Origin of the sequence: Dehalobacter sp. DCA (assembly GCF_000305775.1) — a bacterium.
In the GTDB taxonomy this organism is placed as follows: Bacteria; Bacillota; Desulfitobacteriia; order Desulfitobacteriales; family Syntrophobotulaceae; genus Dehalobacter; species Dehalobacter alkaniphilus.
The window spans coordinates 657,313-676,411 of the sequence record NC_018866.1 but is presented as its reverse complement, the minus strand read 5'-3'; the positions used below and the strand labels follow the sequence as shown (position 1 = coordinate 676,411).

Below are 19,099 nucleotides of genomic sequence, written 5' to 3'. Positions count from 1 at the left end.
GAAGTTAGGTGGGTTAAATGAACGTTAAAGTTTTAATCGTTGACAGTCACGGGCCTTTTGCGGAGAATACCAAATTCCTTTTTTCCATGGAGCCGCAAATTGAAACAGTGGGAATTGTAAAAAATGGGGAAGAATGCCTTGATTTTGTCCGTCAATCTCAGCCTGATGTCGTATTGCTGGATATCCATCTGAATGATGGCAACGGAATCTCTTTGATCGAACAAATCCAACGAATTGCGCCCACAGTAAAAATCATTTTGATGACTGAATTTAATCAGGAAGGGTATGTCACTGCAGCAAAGAATAAAGGAGCCGAGGGGGTAATCATAAAGGATTTGCATATCCGGGAAGTGGTTCAGGCCATTCTAAAGGTCATGGACGGCGGTACATACTTTTATCAAAGTCCTTTAGCTTTTCCTAAAAACCAGATAGACATTGATGATATGCACTTTCCAGTTAAGCCTGTTGAAATTCTTGAAAAAATACTAACTCCTGAAGAAAAAGAAATCATGCGATTATTGGCCAAGAGGTTGTCCAACAAGGAGATTACTTCCATTTTAGGCGTGTCGGCCCGTGTTCTCAGTGAACGGATTAATATCATCCTTCTGAAATTTGGCGTTAATACCAAGTTGGAGGCTGTTTTAACCTGGCCTTTTGTAGAGCCTTAAGCTCCCCGTTTTCCAGTGCCGATATGGGTCCATGCCCGCCGCAGACGAGGCAGGGCTTTTTATTTTTGTCTTCTAACTCACCCAGCAGCCGCATGATCTGACTGCGCATCTCGGTTGCTTTTTGCGAGTCGATGTTTACACTCCGCATCAGGTAAGGTGCCAGGGAATTGAACTCGGCTCTTTCCTCGGAGAAGCCGCTGATATTTACAAGGTTATCTCCGGTAAATACCAGACCGTATTCTTCGCAGACAAAGATCATCTCGCCGTAAAGATGGCCGCCGCTGCCTTCGAGAACCTGAAATTTCAGATCCGCAACGGTGAATTTCGCGATAGGGATCAGTTCCTGGTGTTCTTCGGGTGCCGGGGTCGGGGAGTCGACGTCAAGTACCTCGAACTGTGCGGGATTTGGCGGGGAATAGCCGGAGATGATCCGGCTGAGCTTGCTGTAGCCCCAGCCCAGATCGCTGGTTTCACGGTAGTCGGGGATTCCGGCGGCTTGACACCGTAGACTGTCGGCGCTCTTTTGGTTTAAGCCGATACGTATGCCTTCCAGTTTGGAGAGCAGGCCGCAGTGGTCGACATCGGCATGGGTGATAAAGACGCGTTTAGTCAGCGTATCCCAGGCCGGAAAAAGCTCCTTGAATATCTTGAACATTTCTTCGGCATAGATTGCATAGCCGGTATCAATCAAAACAAGTTCTTCAGCTGAAGCAAGCACATAGGTGTTGCTGCCGCAGGGCGGCTGGATGCTGTACAGTGTGACCTGTTCGCTAATCTGGACCTGATCGATGTCGGCGCTGAAATGGCTGCCGCGGTACTTGCTGATAAAATACGCAAAACGACGGATATAGCCAAAGACTTTTTTGGGGCTCTCACCGGTCTCCTGCAGCATCTGGAGGATTCGGTTTGATTCAGAGATGAATTCCATGGTCTGTGCTGTGCTTAAGGAAAGGATATGCTGCATTTCATTCGCCAGCCGGATATAGAAAATCGTATTGTCCAAGTTCTTTTCAAAATCATCATATTCGATGATATCAATCTGATAGACTGCGCTGATATCATTGAGCAGCATTTTAATCATATCCGGATTTTCGATTAGCAGGCCCATTTTGAAATCCTGATAGGGTGTACCGTTGGCACTCGAGTTTAGATACGAAATATTAATATTATAAAGATCCAGGATTTTCAGGACAGGCAGTACGGCACCAGGCTGATCCGGGATTTTTATATTGACCTCGATGACGCGTGTTTCGGAGAGTTCATTTTTTAGATAGCCGACCGTTTCGAGTTCTTTGGCGATCTTTTGATGGTTTTCTGCAGTAGCCTCGACATCCAGAAACAGCATGTGAAGATCGACCGCTTTATTGTAGCTCACTCGGACAATATTGCCGCAGTATTTGGCAATGATTTTGGAAGCGAGCAGAAAAGCTCCTGTCTTATTGGGCATGCGGGTAACATATGATTTTCTATGCATAATAGATACCTCAAAACAAATAATTGGTTGTACTTATTATAAAGTCCTGCTCGTTAATTTTCTACAACATCATACATTTAACCTATTTTAGAAGCCGAAAAAGTTTATATTTACATAATGAAAAATAATACGTATTATCTTATTATTAAGATAATTCACAAAAGATTTATTTTTGTCTAAAGCCGATATGTCTTTTCAGAGAAATGTATCGGTACGTATTTTCGAGAACGACAGGGGAAAGCTGAGAATATGAAATTAAACGTTACACGACAGTCCCAGGTAGCCATCGTTGGCATACTTTTGCTGGCAGTTGTTCTAATGAGTGGAAAATTATTTATCCAAGTTAATATCATTAAATTCCATATTCCGAATCACTTATTCAATCAGGATACTATTTCCTCTTTCCGTGATTATTTAGAAAAGATAGGGGCTATTGTGACCTTGGATGAGAAAGCGCAAGAAATTACGATTCAAACAGGCTTGGATAGCTATTATCTTGAAATCAGTTCCGATTCGGCGCAGGGAATCCCGATCTATGTCAATAACGCGTATATTGGCAAAACACCAGTTAAAAAAAGGCTTTCAGCAGGAAAATATGTGGTTGTGGCGAAAAACCCCGGACATGTGAGCTCAATACGCTATTTAACACTTCGACCGGAAACTGCTTCGATTAAACAGATCATATTGCCGGTGGATCAAAAAAACTATGAAGGATTTCTAGATGAAATTATCTTACTTGGCTACAAACCTATAAGAGTTATGGATTACTATAACCATGTTCCGATTACCAAGAAGACTATCGTTTTAAGACATGATGTGGATGTATCCGCTGAGGATGCTTTAGCTATGGCAAAACTTGAACATCGGAAAGGCGTCAAAAGCACCTATTATTTTCGTTGGTGCACCGCCGATCCTGAAGTTCTCAAAGAAGTAAGGGCACTGGGACATGAAGTTGGACTGCATTATGAGACTTTGGCAGATTATTCACTGCAATATCATCTCAAATCTGCGCAGGATATAACACCGGATGTCAAACAAGAATTGCGAAGACGGTTAAAGTCCGAAATTGTCCATTTTCGTCAGCAATTTGGAAATGTATATACTATTGCTTCCCACGGGGCAGAAGAGAATATCAGGCTAGGCGTTACGAATTATCAGGCAATTATGGCCGGAGAAGATCCGCACGATTATGGTATTATCGGCACTGCCTATGGCCCCATAATCCAGCACTTCACTTATATGAGCGATTCAGGCGGTATCTGGGAGCCGTTTCCTTACCCAAAACTCGAAGAAAGCAGCGCCGGCCCGTTTTATATCTTGATTCATCCCATCCATTGGGCTTCCGGTTTAAGCCGATAACCTTTTGAGCCTCACAGGTATGCTCGCAAAATTTCTTTGCATATTTTCTATGATCGTTATTTTTCGGTAAATAATGGTATGATATAGTATAACGGTAGAATCACTTTCATATAGAGGATTATGTAAGGATATAATCAGCTATAAGGTGAAAGGAGATAAAAAGTGAAAATATACGCAAAGCGATGCTTTTTTGTATTGTTGACTTTAATCTTATGTCTGGGCGCATTTGTCCCTGATGCTTTGGCGTCATCCACGATCTCTACGCATCGGATTTCTGGGGATACACGATATACCACTGCCGCTAATATTGCCAAAGAAGGTTGGTCCGGCGGCTCACAGTGGGCGATAATCGCCTGCGGAAGCAACTTTCCAGATGCCTTGGCGTCAACCCCTCTGGCAACAAAATATAATGCTCCGATCTTATTAACGGAAAAAGATAGTCTAACGGCGGTTACGAAGTCCACGCTGACTGCGCTTGGCACAAAGAATGTCTATATTGTCGGTGGAACAGCTGTCGTTTCTACGGCTGTTGAAGCCCAGCTGAAGTCGATGGGAATCTTAGTTACCCGACTGTCCGGAAACGACAGATATTATACCTCGGTTGAGATAGCCAAGCGTATCGGTAATACATCTGGGATGCTTGTCGTCGCTCCCGGGGGTGATTATCCGAATGCGCTTTCGGTTTCATCCTACGCCGGCAAAAAACAAATTCCAATGATCCTGGTGGACAAGAGTACGGTCAGTGAAAGTCTGAAACAATATGTAGCAAGCAACAGTATTCAGCAAACCTATGTGATCGGCAATACAGCTGAGATCAATGATTCAGTCGTCAACGCGCTTCCAAGCCCGACACGCATTCAAGGCACCGACCGCTACGCAACAAATCTAGCGGTTTTGAAAGCTTTTGAGTCCGAATATGCCTTTGGCAATACATTTTTAGCAACCGGTAATAATTTTGCCGATGCCTTGGCAGGCTCATCCTATGCCGCCAAATTGAGCTCACCGATCATCTTGACCGGAAAAACATCGGACAGCCGCATTAATAATTACTTATCAGCCCTAAGCTCCAGTATTACACAGCTGAATATACTTGGCGGGGAAGCTGCAATTTCATCATCCCTGGTCAACAGTTACCTTGGGATTGAAACGGGAGGAACCTTAACCGCCAAAGAGATCTTTGCCAAGGTCAGCCCTTCTATCGTTTACATTGAGACCTATGACAGCAGCGGGAATGCTCTGGGGAGCGGCAGCGGGTTTATTGTTGATTCCAGCGGCAAAGTCGCGACGAACTACCATGTAATTGAAGGCTCATACAGTGCTAAAGTAAAGACCGCTGCAGGGACATCCTATGATGTCCAAAAGGTCTTAAGCTATAACGAAACAACCGATCTGGCAATACTTAAAATAAGTGCGACAGGACTGACTGCAGTCTCCCTCGGTGATTCCAGCCTGATTGAAACCGGGGATAATATCTATGCGATCGGCAACCCGTTTGGCTTGGAGGATACCATATCCAACGGTTTAATCAGCACAAAATCCAGAGATATTAACGGAACGACATATATTCAGATTTCTGCCCCGATCAGTTCCGGGTCAAGCGGCGGGACGCTGGTGGATGAGCAGGGGAAAGTCATTGGTATCACAGCTGCTGTGTATTATGGCGGCCAGAACCTGAACTTTGCGGTTCCGATTAACCTGTTAAAACCAATGCTCTCGGAGAATATTAATAAAACGCTGCCGGAAATTCTCCCGGCCATTTACAGTGTCTTTTCCAATATGGCTTCTTATATTCAGAATGCCTACGGCACAAACGTGATTGCTGGCCAAACAATAAAATATGCCGTTACCGTGACTGCCTATCAGGGTAATACCGATACTTCCCATGATGGAAGTGCATTTATCGTATTTACGGTTACCCCTGAGACAGATGCTGCTGAATCCGACGTGCTGGATAATCATTTCGATGCTTATCTTGTGTGGCTGGAGGCTATGCTGAATGACCTTCAAACAAGATATGGCTCGAATGCGTTTAACGGTGGAATGTACTACGGAGACTCATTCTATATCTTATTTGATAATTGGGACGGGTATACTCAATACTGGTATTAGGAGATTTGTTAAAGACTTTTCAATCCTGCCAAGGCGTGCTAAGCTACCCATAGAGAATTAATCGGAAGGGTGGGTGGTAACATGGGTCTTGGCAGGGTTCGTTTTATAGATGATTCAGTAGAAATGCCGAAGATCACAGGCAAAATGCTGGCCAGAATCTTCCGGTATTTTATTCCGTACTGGAAACAAACCGTTGTGATCATCCTGTCCCTGGTCATTTCAGCGCTGCTTGGACTCGTACCGCCCTTAGCGACCCGGAGTATTTTAGATGAGGCTCTGCCTCAGCACGATATGAGGTACCTGACGATTCTGATGCTGGCTGCCATCGGGGCAGCCGTCTTAAGCGGTTTGTTGATGGTCGGACAGAATTATCTCAAAACCCTGATTGCTCGCAATATTATCTATAAGATGAAAAACCAGATGTTTGACCATATCCAGCATATGTCCCTGCGTTTTTTCTCGACGGTCAAACCGGGTGAAATCATCACGCGGATGAACAGCGATATCAATGGCGTCCAGGAAATGCTGAACAGCACGATCATCAATACGCTTAATAGTACCCTGACGCTTGTCGCCACAGCTGCAGCACTGATCTCGATGAACTGGAAGCTGGCGATGGTCGGCATGGTGATCGTTCCGCTTTTTGTAATACCGACGCGCAAGGTCGGCAAAGTTAGATGGAAGATTGTATCCCAGACCCAGACCAAGGTCGATGAACTCAACCAGATTTTACAGGAGACATTCAGCATCAGCGGTTCGATCTTGATGAAAATTTTTACGAAAGAAAAAGCGGATTATACGAAATTCGAAAAAGTCAATCGGGAAGAATCCCGTCTGCGGACGAAAGAGTCTTTAGCCGGGCAATGGTTCACGATGACTATCAGTATTTTTACCTTTATTGGGCCGATGCTCATCTATTTTTTTGGCGGTTACCTCTATATGCAGGGGGAAATCACCGTCGGGGAAATTGTGGCTTTTGTGGCACTGCTGGCCAGACTTTATACCCCTGCAGCCCAGCTGTCAAATATCCATATCAGCGTTGTCCGTTCATTCGCTTTGTTTCAGCGGATCTTCGACTATTTTGACCAGCCATTCGAGATTGTGGATCGTGACAAAGCGAGAACCATCGTCTCGGCTGTCGGTCAAGTTGATTTTGAACACGTTTCCTTTTCGTATGACCATAAAATACCTGTTCTCCGGGATATCAACTTCTCCGTTGCTCCCGGAACCATGGTCGCGCTGGTCGGCCCGAGTGGGGCAGGGAAGACAACCATCACGAATCTAATCCCAAGACTGTACGATGTCATGGACGGCTGTGTCAAAATTGACGGAGAAGATATCAGGGACCTAACACTTCAGTCTCTGCGCAGACAAATCGGCATTGTGATGCAGGAGCCTTATTTATTTAATGATACAATTGAAGAAAATCTAAAATACGCCCGGGAAGATGCCACGGTAGATGAAATGATAGAAGCCTGCAGAGCGGCTTATATCCACGATTTTATCATGATGCTGCCGGACAAATACCAGACCGTAGTGGGAAACAGGGGAATCAAGCTTTCAGGAGGGGAGAAGCAACGGATCTCGATCGCCCGCGTTATCCTAAAAGCCCCCCGGATCATTATCTTTGATGAAGCAACTTCTTCCCTGGATTCGGTGTCGGAACTGTACATTCAAAAAGCAATGGTTCCGCTGCTGCAACGGAAGACAAGCTTTATTATTGCCCACAGGCTTTCCACGGTACTGGAGGCCGACCAGATCCTTGTCGTGGAAAAAGGACGGATTGCGGAAGTAGGAAAACATGCGGACTTATTGTTACGGGACGGGATCTATAAAAAGCTGTATGATACACAGTTCAAGAACCAGACAATATAAAATCGGTACTATCCCATAATACTACGTGGCAAAGGGATAATACCGTAAAATATGATCATTTTTTTATTTCATTAACCAAAGAAATTGTACACGTGTACGATTTCCTTAAATTTAGAAATTTTGTCGTATCGAAGATTCACAACTGATCGCTTGACAATATATCATGCGGGGAAAGGGAACGATATCTGCTGCTCATTCAGCTAAATTAAATAGATTCGTACTCAGATATTTTTCCCCGCGGTCGGCAAACAGGACCACGATCAATCCTTCCTCGATATCTTTGATGCATTCCAAAGCTGCAATCATTGCGGCTCCGCTGCTCATGCCGACAAAGATACCTTCCTGGAGGACGATGGCTCTGGCCATGGCAAAGGCGGCTTCAGATTCGATCATGACTGTCCGGTCTATCTTGCTGGGATCATAGATTTCCGGTACAATAGCCTCTTCCATGTTTTTAAGACCCTGAATATAATGGCCCTTTTCAGGGTGGGCTTCAATAATTTGAACCGCAGGATTCTTGTCCTTAAGACCCATGCCAACGCCCATGAGCGTTCCTGAGGTACCAAGTGCGGAAACGTAGTGAGTGACTTTTCCGTGGGTCTCCTCCCATATTTCATGCGCAGTCGTATAATAATGGGCGAGCTTATTGTACTCGTTTGAGAATTGGTTCGGCATGAAATATTTCTCTGGATACATCCTGCAGAGCTCGTGTGCTTTGCGGATCGCTCCGTCAGTTCCCTCGGATGGGTCGGTCAGGATTGTCCTGGCACCAAAAGCTTCGATCATTTTGCGGCGCTCCACAGATACGGCTTCGCTCATCACGATTTCTACCTTATATCCTTTGACGGCACCGATCATGGCGAGGCCAATCCCTGTGTTTCCGGAAGTCGGTTCAATAATGGTCTTGCCGGGGACAAGCGAGCCACACGCTTCGGCTTGCTCAATCATTTTTAAGGCAATGCGGTCTTTGATGCTTCCAGTCGGATTAAAGCCCTCCAGTTTTGCATACAGCGCAACGTGCGGCTTCGGATTTAATCTGTTAATCCGGACCAGTGGAGTATGGCCAATGGTCTCAAGAATATTATCGTACACAGGCGTCATCCTTTCTAACAATCAATACTATGAATACTATACACTATCTTTGTTGGCAGGGAAATCCTGCTAACCTTTGTTTTTGGCGATGCTTAGCATTTAAAATTGTCTGAATTTCTACTGACATCTTGATTTTTGAAGGGAATGTGATAATATTTAGCGAATAAGAATATTTATGGTTGTATCTTTGTTATTGATTTTAAAGAAGACTTAGCTGACGCCTGATATATAAATGAAGAAGTACAAGCTTTATGCAATAAAATGTTTTGAATGATGATTATTAATGACAAAGGAGAGATTGATATGGCAATTTATTTTGATGAACCTTCCCATACCTTTGGAGAATATTTATTAGTACCCGGGTATTCTTCGGCAGACTGTACCCCGACAAATGTAAGTCTGAAGACTCCCGTTGTAAAATACAAAAAAGGTGAGGAATCTTCCATTAATACGAATATTCCTCTGGTATCGGCAATCATGCAGTCTGTTTCGGACGATAAAATGGCAATCGCTCTGGCCAGAGAAGGCGGTATTTCGTTTATTTATTGTTCTCAGCCGATTGATACCCAAGCTCAGATGATTGCGCGGGTCAAAAACTATAAGGCAGGTTTTGTGACCAGCGATTCCAATATAACCCCGGACAGCACGCTGGCGAACATCTTGGCCCTGAAAACCAAAACGGACCATTCTACAGTGGCTGTGACCTCGGACGGTACAGCTACGGGTAAGCTGCTGGGTCTTGTTACGACCAGAGATTACCGCGTCAGCAGAATGTCCAAAGATACGAAAGTCAAAGAATTCATGACAAAGTTTGAGGATCTGATCTGCGGAAGTGATCAGATCACCCTGAGTGAAGCCAACGATATTATTTGGGACCATAAGCTGAATGCTTTACCTTTGATCGATAAAGACCAAAACCTCAAATATCTGGTCTTTCGCAAAGACTATGATTCCCATAAAGAATACGAAAGGGAGCTTCTGGACGCTTCCAAACGGTATATTGTCGGAGCAGGGATTAATACCAGGGACTATGAAGAACGGGTGCCTGCGCTAGTTAATGCCGGAGCAGATGTTCTTTGCATTGATTCTTCCGAAGGCTTTTCGGAATGGCAGAAAAGGACGATCGATTTTATCCGCAAAAAATACGGTGAATCCGTAAAGGTTGGTGCCGGGAACGTCGTGGACCGCGAGGGATTTTTATTCCTGGCCGAAGCAGGGGCTGACTTTGTCAAAGTCGGCATTGGCGGCGGATCGATCTGCATTACTCGCGAACAAAAAGGGATAGGTCGCGGACAGGCTACCGCGTTGATTGAAGTTGCTAACGCGCGCGATCAATATTTCAAGGAAACAGGAATATATATCCCTGTCTGCTCGGATGGCGGTATTGTCCATGATTATCATATTACGCTTGCTCTGGCGATGGGGGCCGATTTTATCATGCTTGGCCGGTATTTTTCGCGTTTTGATGAGAGCCCGACGAACAAAGTCAATATCAATGGTAGCTACATGAAGGAATACTGGGGAGAAGGCTCTAACCGTGCCAGGAATTGGCAGCGCTACGATCTCGGCGGTGACGGCAAGCTTTCTTTTGAAGAAGGCGTTGACTCCTATGTGCCATACGCCGGCAGTTTAAAAGACAACGTAACCCTGAGCCTAAACAAAGTCCGTTCAACCATGAGCAACTGTGGGGTTCTGACGATTCCAGAACTGCATAAAAACGCCAAACTCACGCTCGTATCCGCAACAAGCATCGTGGAAGGCGGTTCACATGACGTCCTTCTGAAGGATAACAGTTATATAAAATAAAAAATTACTTTGCTATTACTTTGTTTTTTGCATGTAAACGTGACGTAATCTAACCGCTCTTCGGCTATTGCGCCCTCCTTGGCGCAAAAAGCCGCGCTGCACATCCGTGTTCCGCTTGGGCGCGGTTAGATTACGTCACGTTAATTTAATAGTAGGTCAAGATAATCTAATGGGTATTAATATACTGTACTTAAAAAGGATGCCAATATGGCGTTCTTTTTTTGCAACAGATTTGACATCTGAGAAAACTTCACCGTAATCAAACAGAGGATTCTGTCAGCTCATGTTGAATTAAAAATAGCACTGAAAGAATTGATTGGAGGAATCATGCTATGAAGCTGCTGCATACTGCAGATTTACATATCGGCAAACGGGTCAATGAGTTCAGCATGCTCGAAGACCAAAAGATTATCCTGGACCAGATTCTGCGGATTACCGACGAGGTTCAACCTGACGGGCTGCTTCTGGCCGGAGATATTTACGATAAAAGTGTGCCGCCGGGGGAAGCGGTGGGCCTGCTGGATGAATTTTTGACGGAGCTGGTGGCACGCAAGCTCCAGATCTTCCTGATCAGCGGCAACCACGATTCTCCGGAACGTTTAAATTTTGGCAGCCGGATTCTGCAAAATAACGGACTGCATATTGCCGGGACCTTTGACGGCAGCTTAAAGCATATTTCGTTACGTGATATTTATGGCCCTGTTCATATCTATCTGCTGCCGTATGTTAAGCCTGCCTTTGTCCAGGCCTTTTATCCCGGTCAGGACATTGCATCGTATGAGGATGCTGTCAGAGCCGTTATAGCGTCTTCTGACATAGATACCCGTGAGCGCAACATCCTGGTCGCGCACCAGTTCATTACCAGCGGCAGCAATGAGCCGGAACGCTGCGATTCGGAAACCATCTCCGTTGGCGGACTGAATAACATTGATGCCTCCGTGTTTGAAGCCTTTGATTATGTTGCGCTTGGTCATTTGCATGGTCCTCAGTGCATTGGTCGTGAAACAGTCCGTTATGCCGGTTCTCCGCTCAAATATTCTTTCTCCGAAGCGCGGCAGCAAAAATCGGTGACCATCCTGGAATTTGCGGAAAAAGGCAAGCTTGGAATCCATCAAATTCCGCTGACCGCCCTGCGCGATCTGCGTGAAATCAAAGGGCCTCTGGCTGAGCTTCTGCGGACGGGAACTTCTCAGGATCAGCCCTCGGAGGATTATATCCGGGCGATTCTGACGGACGAGAATGAGATCTATGATGCAATCGGACAGCTGCGCCAGGTGTATCCGAATATCATGCGTCTTGATTTTGCCAACAGCCGCAGCAGGCAGGAGGCTGATTCACAGTCATCAGCCTCCGGTGATGTTGCGTGTAAAAGTCGGCTGGAGCTATTTGAAGAATTTTACCTGAAGCAGAACAACCAGGAAATGTCTGAAGAACAACAAAAGATCATGCAGGATATCATCGAACAGACAGGAGGGGATCGCAGATGAAACCCTTGAACCTTGTTGTGAGTGCGTTCGGACCCTATGCCGGAAAGGTTGAAGTACCGCTGCACCAGCTTGGCAGTGAGGGTTTGTTTCTGATTACCGGGGATACCGGAGCCGGCAAGACCACCCTATTTGATGCTGTTGCTTATGCGCTTTTTGACGGGGCCAGCGGTTCAGTGCGCACTGTGGACACCCTGCGCAGCGACTTTGCTACCCCCGATACCAAAACGTATGTCGAACTGGAATTTTCCCACAAAGGCCAGATCTATAAAATAATCCGCAGCCCCAAATACCAGCGTCCTAAGAAAAACGGTTTAGGATTTACCATGGAAAACGCGGATGCTGCGCTTGTATTGCCCAATAGGGAGGTCATTGCCGGCAGCAGTAAAGTAACCGAAACGATCGGCTCTCTGCTCGGAATTGACGCGAAACAGTTTAAGCAAATTGCAATGATTGCTCAGGGCGAATTTTTGAAACTGCTGTTGGCCGAGAGCAGTGAACGAGCCGGTATTTTCCGTAAGGTATTCAATACCGATATTTACCTGACCATTCAAGATGCGTTAAAAGCAAAGGAAAAAGACCTCAAAGCCCGGTGTGAGGAAAGCACCCGGCAAATACTGCAGCATTTGGACGGCATGCAGACTGATGAAGACGAGGTTTCAAATCAAGATGGGTATTCTACCGTATGCCGCGAATTGTCCGGGTTGAAATCGGAACGGAATATCCATGGAACGGAACGTAGCCTCACCTTGCTCAGCATGCTGATCGATCTGGACAGAGCACAGGTTAACGCTGACAGGAAAAATTCGGACACGCTGGCTGCAGCCATGCTGGCTAGGGCATCCGAACTGACGGAAGCCGAGTATCTCAACAGGACATTTACAGAGTTGGATGCAGCCAAGAACAAGCTGGCGGAACTTGAGAAGAATGCAGCAGAAATGACGCAGACTGAAGCAGCAGTGTCCGCAGCTGAGAAAGCACTGCATGAAATCAAACCGCTTGAAGACCTTTACTTGAGAGAGAGGCGAGACTACGACGGACTCATCTCCAGCAAACAAGAGCTGCAGACTGTCATTGCCCAATTGACACCGGAAGTAGCCAGACTGCTGGCAGTCCGGACAGCCGTACAGCTGAAAGAACCTCTCCGGGAACAATTGACCGCTGAATTGGCTAAAATAACGCAGACGCTGCCGCAATACGACAAGGTCGATAACCTCAAGCTGGATAATGAAGAAAAGATAAAAGCCCGGCAAAACCTTGAACAGATCTCAAATGAATTAAAAATAGAAAAGGACAGCCTGACAGCAAAGAAAGAACAATTAAGTACAGAAGCGGAAAAATTGAGCGGTGTGGAAACCCATCTGCTGGAATGCAACAATGCGCTGGAACTGCTTAATAACCGGAAAAATGAGCTGGATCTTCTCTCTAAAGGGGTCAATTCCGCACAAAAGATGCAGGTTGAATACGCCGGACTGCAGCATACTTTCCTTGCGGCCGAGCAGGATTATCAGACAGTCAATGAAGAATATCAGCGCAGAGAGCATGCTTTCTGGAGGGAACAGGCCGGTCTTCTGGCGGAAAATCTGACCGATGGCACTCCCTGTCCGGTTTGCGGATCCACGGAACACCCGCTGAAAGCCAAACCTACTTCGGATGCGCCAAGTGAGAAAGAAATGGAAAAGCTGAAAAGTCTGAAAGAAGTAAAGCAGCAGCGCCTGCAGCAGGCCAGTGAAATGACCGGCAGTAAAAAGACGGAATTTGACACGACCCTGAACCATCTTCTTCAGGATACCCAAAGTCTCTTTGCTTCGTATACTTTGGATTCCAGCTCTATCGTTTCCGGCAGTCCGCTGATGGTAGCTGACCGGCTGAAAGATCTATCCTCTTTGGTAAAACAGGAACAGGAAAATGTCTCCAAGGATATACAGGATAGAACAGCACTGTGTCTTGATCTGGAAGCACAGCGAGCACGCCGCAAGGCATGTCTGGAACAATTGCGGAAAACTGAAGAGACCCTGAAACTGATGGAAGAAACTTTGCAGAAGCAGACCGAACAGAAGGGGACACTCGCTGTGGCTATCAGTGCCCTGAACAGTGAAATTGCAACGCTTCAAGCTGGTCTGGACTATTCCTCCCTGGAAATTGCCGGTGAAACTGTGGGACGTTTGACTGTGCAGCTCACAGAAATGAAACAGGCGCTGCAAGAGGCTGAAAATGATTATCTGAGCAGCAAACGTATGCTTGATGAAAGTATTGCGCTATTGGCTGATCAGGAAAAAAGAATGCAGACAGTGACTTCAGCCTGTCAGGCTGCTCTTGAAACATATACTGCCAAATTTCGCGAAGCAGGCTTCTCGGTTGAAGACGCCTACCACACGGCTCTTTTGCCTGAAAACAGTCTCAAAGAACTGAAACAGCGCATTGCGGATTATGATGAAAACTGCCGCCGTACTGAGGCTGATATTATAAGACTCACAACCGCTACGCAGAATAAGCAACGGCAGGACACTGCCGGGATAGTCGAACAGCAAAGAAGCATGCAGCTGGAAAAAGAACGTTTGGATCTTAAACTTCAGCAGATGGCAGCCCGGCTGCAAAATAACGAACGGATTTACCAGGCTGTCTCGCTGGCCCAAAAAGAACGGCAGCAGCTGGAAGCTGACTACCTGATCATCAGCAGCCTTTCCAAAACTGCCAATGGGGAACTGACCGGGAAGCAGAAAATTGCTTTTGAGCAATTTGTTCAAGCTTCCTACTTTAACCAGATTATCGCCGAGGCAAACAAAAGGCTGGCATCCATGTCCAATGGACGTTATGAACTTCTGCGCAGAGAAAATCCAGCGGATAACCGTTCCCAGTCCGGGCTGGAACTTGATGTGCTCGATTATTACACCGGAAAGATCCGTACCGTAAAGTCTTTATCGGGCGGGGAGGTCGTTTCTAAGGCTTCGCTATCCCTTGCTTTAGGCCTCTCCGATGTCATTCAGAGTTTCGCCGGCGGTGTGGAGATCGATACGATGTTTATCGATGAAGGCTTTGGCTCACTGGATGCCGAATCACTGGAACAGGCAATGGCCACGCTTTATGGTTTAACCTCCGGCAACAGGCTTGTCGGCATTATATCTCACGTCAGCGAATTAAAAGACCGGATCGACAAAAAAGTCACGATCACAAGAGGTCTCGAGGGAAGTCATATTGCGTTAAGCAGTCATTAATCTATCAATCATCGCGGCAGTTGCTTCATTTAAAGTTAATCCCATTAAGAGATTTTAAATAATTGCCTTAAAGACAGTAATGTCGTTGACGATTATGCCAAAAAGAATTATACTTAAATATGTTATTTTGCAATTTCAAAGCTTGTCTTTCTCCAAAGGGCAGGCTTATTGGTTTGTTGGTCTATATTGATCTATTGGTCTTGATAACCTTTAGGAGGACGATTCATGGAACAAGTACTTTTAATGGGGAATGAGGCAATTGCCATGGGAGCTATCCGGGCCGGCGTTGCGGTTGTAACCGGCTATCCAGGCACACCTTCCACCGAAATATTGGAAACAGTCGCCCGGAAGAACCCCGGGAATATTTATGTTGAATGGTCCGTCAATGAAAAATCCGCACTGGAAGTTGCGGCTGGTGCAGCCTATGCCGGTCTCAGAACGATGGTCACCATGAAACAGGTTGGTCTTAATGTTGCTTCCGATCCATTAATGAGCCTCGCTTATATCGGGGTAGAAGGGGGAATGGTCATCGTTGTTGCCGATGATCCCGGACCTATTTCTTCCCAGACAGAGCAGGATACCCGCCATTTTGCTTCTTTTGCCAAACTGCCTGTCTTTGACCCATCTTCACCGGAAGAAGCTTATCAGATGATTGGCGATGCGTTTGCCTATTCGGAAAAATACAAGACCCCGGTCTTATTTCGTCCAACCACGCGTGTTTGTCATGGCAGCGCCTCTATCGTACTCGAGCCCGCCCAGGCGGCTTCTTCGGTCGATGCTTTTGTCAAAAATCCGAAGTGGACGATTTTTCCTCGTCTTTCTTATGAAAAGCATCTGCAAATTGAAGCCAGGCGTCCAATCCTGGAAGCGGACTTTTCCTCCTATCCCTGCAATACATTAACTGGCTGCGGTAAAAAAGGTATTGCCACAGGCGGCATCAGTTATGCTTATACGTGTGAAGCAATCCAGGTCCTGAAGGAGTGCCGTCAACGCGAAAACGATGTACAGAAAAATAGTTCGAATATTGACTATAAACTTTTTAAAATTTCCACACCGCATCCTTTTCCGGTAAGACTGGCCCTGGAATTTTTAAGCGGCCTCGATGAAGTACTGGTGATCGAAGAACTGGATCCAGTGATTGAAAAAGAATTGATTTTCCTTTGCGGCCAATACCATTTGCCTGTCAAAGTCTTCGGCAAACTGAGCGGCCATACCCCTCAGGCTGGGGAAAACAGCATTGAAATCGCGCGCAAGGCAATCACGAAATTCTTAAAGAAGCCTAACCAGGATGAAGACTGCCGTCTAAATCTCTCCACATTGAATGCTAAACAAGAGGATATATACAATAAAGAAGAATGCATAGCTGAAGAGGATCAACAGACTGTAGAAGTTATACAGCCTGAGCAGCCGGCTCTGCCGGTCCGGCCTCCGGTACTCTGTGCCGGCTGTCCGCACCGCGCTTCTTTTTACGCGGTGAAAAAAGCCATGAAAGGTAAGAAAGCGGTCTTTTCCGGTGACATCGGCTGCTATACACTTGGTAATGCAAGTCCGCTGGAGATGGTCGACACCTGCCTCTGCATGGGTGCAGGCATTACGATTGCCCAGGGACTGCACCGCGCTGAACCGGATACGGTTAATTTTGCATTTATCGGTGATTCAACCTTTTTTCATACAGGCATTGCCGGTGTGATTAATGCTGTTTACAATGAAACCGATATCGTATTGATCATTCTCGACAATTCGACAACGGCGATGACAGGTCATCAGCCACACCCAGGCACCGGGAAAACCATGATGGGAAATATCGCTGAAAAAATTAGTATTCCGGCTGTCCTTCAGGCCTTGGGTGTTAAACAGATTACGACATGTAATCCGCTCAACTTAAAACAAGCGGTCGCTGCCGTCCAAGATGCTGCAGCGGTGCGTGGCGTTTCAGCGGTGATCTTTGAATATCCGTGCATTGCAATAGCCAAACCAGGGCCGCAATTCACGGTTGATCCCGGAAAATGCAGCGGCTGCAAGCGCTGTATCAAAGAATTGGGCTGTCCGGCCATTACCTGGAAAGTGGATAAGGCTGAAATTGATTCGGCTTTATGCTACGGTTGCTCCCTCTGTGCACAGGTCTGTTCCTTTGCTGCGATAGGAGGTGAGCCGGTATGAATATTATCTTAGCAGGGGTAGGCGGTCAGGGAATTGTCCTTGCTTCCAAAGTTATTGCCCAATCCGCGATGCAAAAAGGCTTAAAAGTTCGTACAGCGGAGACGATCGGCATGGCCCAGCGGGGTGGCTGCGTCGTCAGCCATGTAAGGATCGGTGAAAATATTCACGCTCCGCTGGTAGCACTGAAGACAGCTGATCTAATGATTGGTTTTGAACCCGCGGAAGCTGTACGGGCGCTTCCTTTTTTAAAGCCTCAAGGGACCGTCGTTGTCAGTCAAAAAGCGATTAAACCGGTCACAGCTTCACTCTCGGCTGAAGGCTATGAGGGGAAGACGATGCTGGACTATCTGCAAAACAACGTCAGCCGGCTCTATATTGTGGATAGCGATGCAGTCTGTTCTGTCTGCGGCTCACCAAAAGTCTTAAACACTGCCTTACTCGGTGCAGCAGCAGGCAGCGGTGTACTTGGCTTTACACTTACGGACATGGAAACTGCTCTGGAAAGCGTATTGCCGGCCAAACTGCTGGACATGAACATTCAGGCCCTTCGGGCCGGTGCCCAAAACATAGAAGAGGGGAATATTTGTGTATGAGACGGATGAATGAAACCCAGTTTGCAGCGATTAAAAAAAATCTGACCAAGCTCTGCAGTCTCGACGGCTTTTACAGCAAGAAATTTGCAGGGTACGAACTTCAGAGCATGCAAAGCCAGGAAGATTTTGAAAAGCTACCGTTTACCAATAAAGATGATCTGAGAGAAGCTTATCCGCTTGGCCTGCAGGCTGTTCCCGACAGTGAGATTGTCCGGATTCACTCCTCTTCCGGAACCACCGGCACCCCGGTCATTATTCCGTATACAAGGCAGGATGTCGAAGACTGGGCCATCATGTTTAAACGCTGCTATGAAACAGCCGGTTTGACCAGCCTGGACCGGGTCCATATTACGCCGGGTTACGGCTTGTGGACAGCAGGCATCGGCTTTCAGAACGGAGCTGAGCTTTTAGGGGCCATGGTTATTCCGATGGGCCCTGGCAATACCGATAAACAAATTCAAATGATGATTGATTTAAAGAGTACCGTTTTGTGCGCGACTTCATCCTATGCCTTACTCCTGGCTGAAGAGATCTCCAAAAGGGGAGTCAAGGACAAAATCCACCTGCGCAAAGGAGTCATCGGTTCGGAACGCTGGGGCGAAAAAATGCGTCGGCGCATCGCCGGTGAACTGGGCGTTCAATTATACGATATCTATGGCTTGACTGAGATTTACGGACCGGGTATCGCGATGAACTGCGATTACGAATGCGGCATGCATTATTGGGATGATTATCTGTACTTTGAGATTATCGACCCGCATACCGGCCAGCAGGTACCGGAAGGCGAAATCGGGGAACTGGTGATCACGACCTTAAAGAAGGAAGGTGCTCCGCTGATTCGCTACCGCACCCATGATTTAACCCGTTTCCTGCCAGGAGAATGTGCCTGCGGTCTGGCTTACCCCAGAATCGATACCATTATCGGCCGTACCGATGATATGGTCAAAGTCAAGGGTGTGAATATTTTCCCGGGTCAGATTGACGAGCTTCTGCGCGAAGTAGAAGGCGCCAGCAGTGAATACCAGGTCATGATTGACCATTTAAGCGGCAAGGATATCATGACGCTGTTCTTTGAGACCGAGAACAATGCGGATAAAAAGCAGCTTGAACAAGACGTTAAACAGCATTGCAAAGCAAAAATTGGGATCTCCGTCGTCCCAAAAGCCGTAGCGATTGGGGAACTTCCCCGAAGCGAAAAGAAATCGACCCGTATCTTTGATAACCGCTACTGATTTTGCATTTTAAATTTACAGTTTAATATAAA

General features: G+C 46.5%; 12 protein-coding genes. 10 read left to right on the top strand and 2 right to left on the bottom strand.

Translation table 11 applies throughout. The features are described 5' to 3' along the window. Positions 1-17: 17 nt before the first annotated feature. Positions 18-668 (top strand): response regulator transcription factor, encoded by a 651-nt coding sequence (locus DHBDCA_RS03255; protein ID WP_015042735.1) that lies wholly within the window; start codon positions 18-20, stop codon positions 666-668. Here the strand turns inward: DHBDCA_RS03255 and DHBDCA_RS03250 are convergent. Further along, positions 619-2,142 carry an MBL fold metallo-hydrolase gene (locus tag DHBDCA_RS03250; RefSeq protein WP_015042734.1) on the bottom strand — a complete coding sequence of 508 codons (1,524 nt, stop codon included), beginning with the start codon at positions 2,140-2,142 and terminating at the stop codon, positions 619-621. The two genes, DHBDCA_RS03255 and DHBDCA_RS03250, sit on opposite strands and share 50 nt — an antisense overlap. A 249-nt stretch (positions 2,143-2,391) precedes the next feature. Here DHBDCA_RS03250 and DHBDCA_RS03245 point away from each other — a divergent pair, with 249 nt between their 5' ends. The 3 genes from DHBDCA_RS03245 (at position 2,392) to DHBDCA_RS03235 (ending at position 7,485) form a co-directional block, all read left to right on the top strand. After that, positions 2,392-3,501: a PEGA domain-containing protein gene (locus tag DHBDCA_RS03245; RefSeq protein ID WP_015042733.1), complete on the top strand. Its 1,110-nt coding sequence runs from the start codon at positions 2,392-2,394 to the stop codon at positions 3,499-3,501. Between the two features lie 162 nt (positions 3,502-3,663). Next, positions 3,664-5,610, top strand: coding sequence for a cell wall-binding repeat-containing protein (locus DHBDCA_RS03240; protein ID WP_015042732.1), 1,947 nt, complete (start codon positions 3,664-3,666; stop codon positions 5,608-5,610). 81 nt (positions 5,611-5,691) lie between these two features. After that, positions 5,692-7,485, top strand: a complete 1,794-nt coding sequence (locus DHBDCA_RS03235) for an ABC transporter ATP-binding protein (RefSeq protein WP_015042731.1) — start codon at positions 5,692-5,694, stop codon at positions 7,483-7,485. A 192-nt stretch (positions 7,486-7,677) separates the two neighbouring features. Here the strand turns inward: DHBDCA_RS03235 and DHBDCA_RS03230 are convergent, their stop codons facing one another. Then, on the bottom strand, positions 7,678-8,577 hold the full coding sequence (locus DHBDCA_RS03230) for a PLP-dependent cysteine synthase family protein (RefSeq protein WP_015042730.1): 900 nt from the start codon (positions 8,575-8,577) through the stop codon (positions 7,678-7,680). A 303-nt stretch (positions 8,578-8,880) separates the two neighbouring features. On the opposite strand from DHBDCA_RS03230, the gene DHBDCA_RS03225 reads away from it, so the two are divergent. From DHBDCA_RS03225 to DHBDCA_RS03200, 6 genes are all read left to right on the top strand, one after another. Beyond that, on the top strand, positions 8,881-10,383 hold the full coding sequence (locus DHBDCA_RS03225; protein ID WP_015042729.1) for an IMP dehydrogenase: 1,503 nt from the start codon (positions 8,881-8,883) through the stop codon (positions 10,381-10,383). Between the two features lie 332 nt (positions 10,384-10,715). Next, positions 10,716-11,870 (top strand): exonuclease SbcCD subunit D, encoded by a 1,155-nt coding sequence (locus DHBDCA_RS03220; RefSeq protein ID WP_015042728.1) that lies wholly within the window; start codon positions 10,716-10,718, stop codon positions 11,868-11,870. Then, positions 11,867-15,082: an AAA family ATPase gene (locus tag DHBDCA_RS03215; RefSeq protein ID WP_015042727.1), complete on the top strand. Its 3,216-nt coding sequence runs from the start codon at positions 11,867-11,869 to the stop codon at positions 15,080-15,082. Before DHBDCA_RS03220 ends, DHBDCA_RS03215 begins: the two co-directional genes overlap by 4 nt. Positions 15,083-15,307: 225 nt before the next feature. Continuing rightward, positions 15,308-17,242, top strand: coding sequence for a thiamine pyrophosphate-dependent enzyme (locus DHBDCA_RS03210; RefSeq protein ID WP_015042726.1), 1,935 nt, complete (start codon positions 15,308-15,310; stop codon positions 17,240-17,242). Then, positions 17,239-17,835: an indolepyruvate oxidoreductase subunit beta gene (locus DHBDCA_RS03205; RefSeq protein WP_015042725.1), complete on the top strand. Its 597-nt coding sequence runs from the start codon at positions 17,239-17,241 to the stop codon at positions 17,833-17,835. The genes DHBDCA_RS03210 and DHBDCA_RS03205 overlap by 4 nt, the downstream gene beginning before the upstream one ends. Further along, positions 17,832-19,067, top strand: coding sequence for a phenylacetate--CoA ligase family protein (locus tag DHBDCA_RS03200; RefSeq protein WP_193352135.1), 1,236 nt, complete (start codon positions 17,832-17,834; stop codon positions 19,065-19,067). The genes DHBDCA_RS03205 and DHBDCA_RS03200 overlap by 4 nt, the downstream gene beginning before the upstream one ends. Positions 19,068-19,099 lie beyond the last annotated feature (32 nt).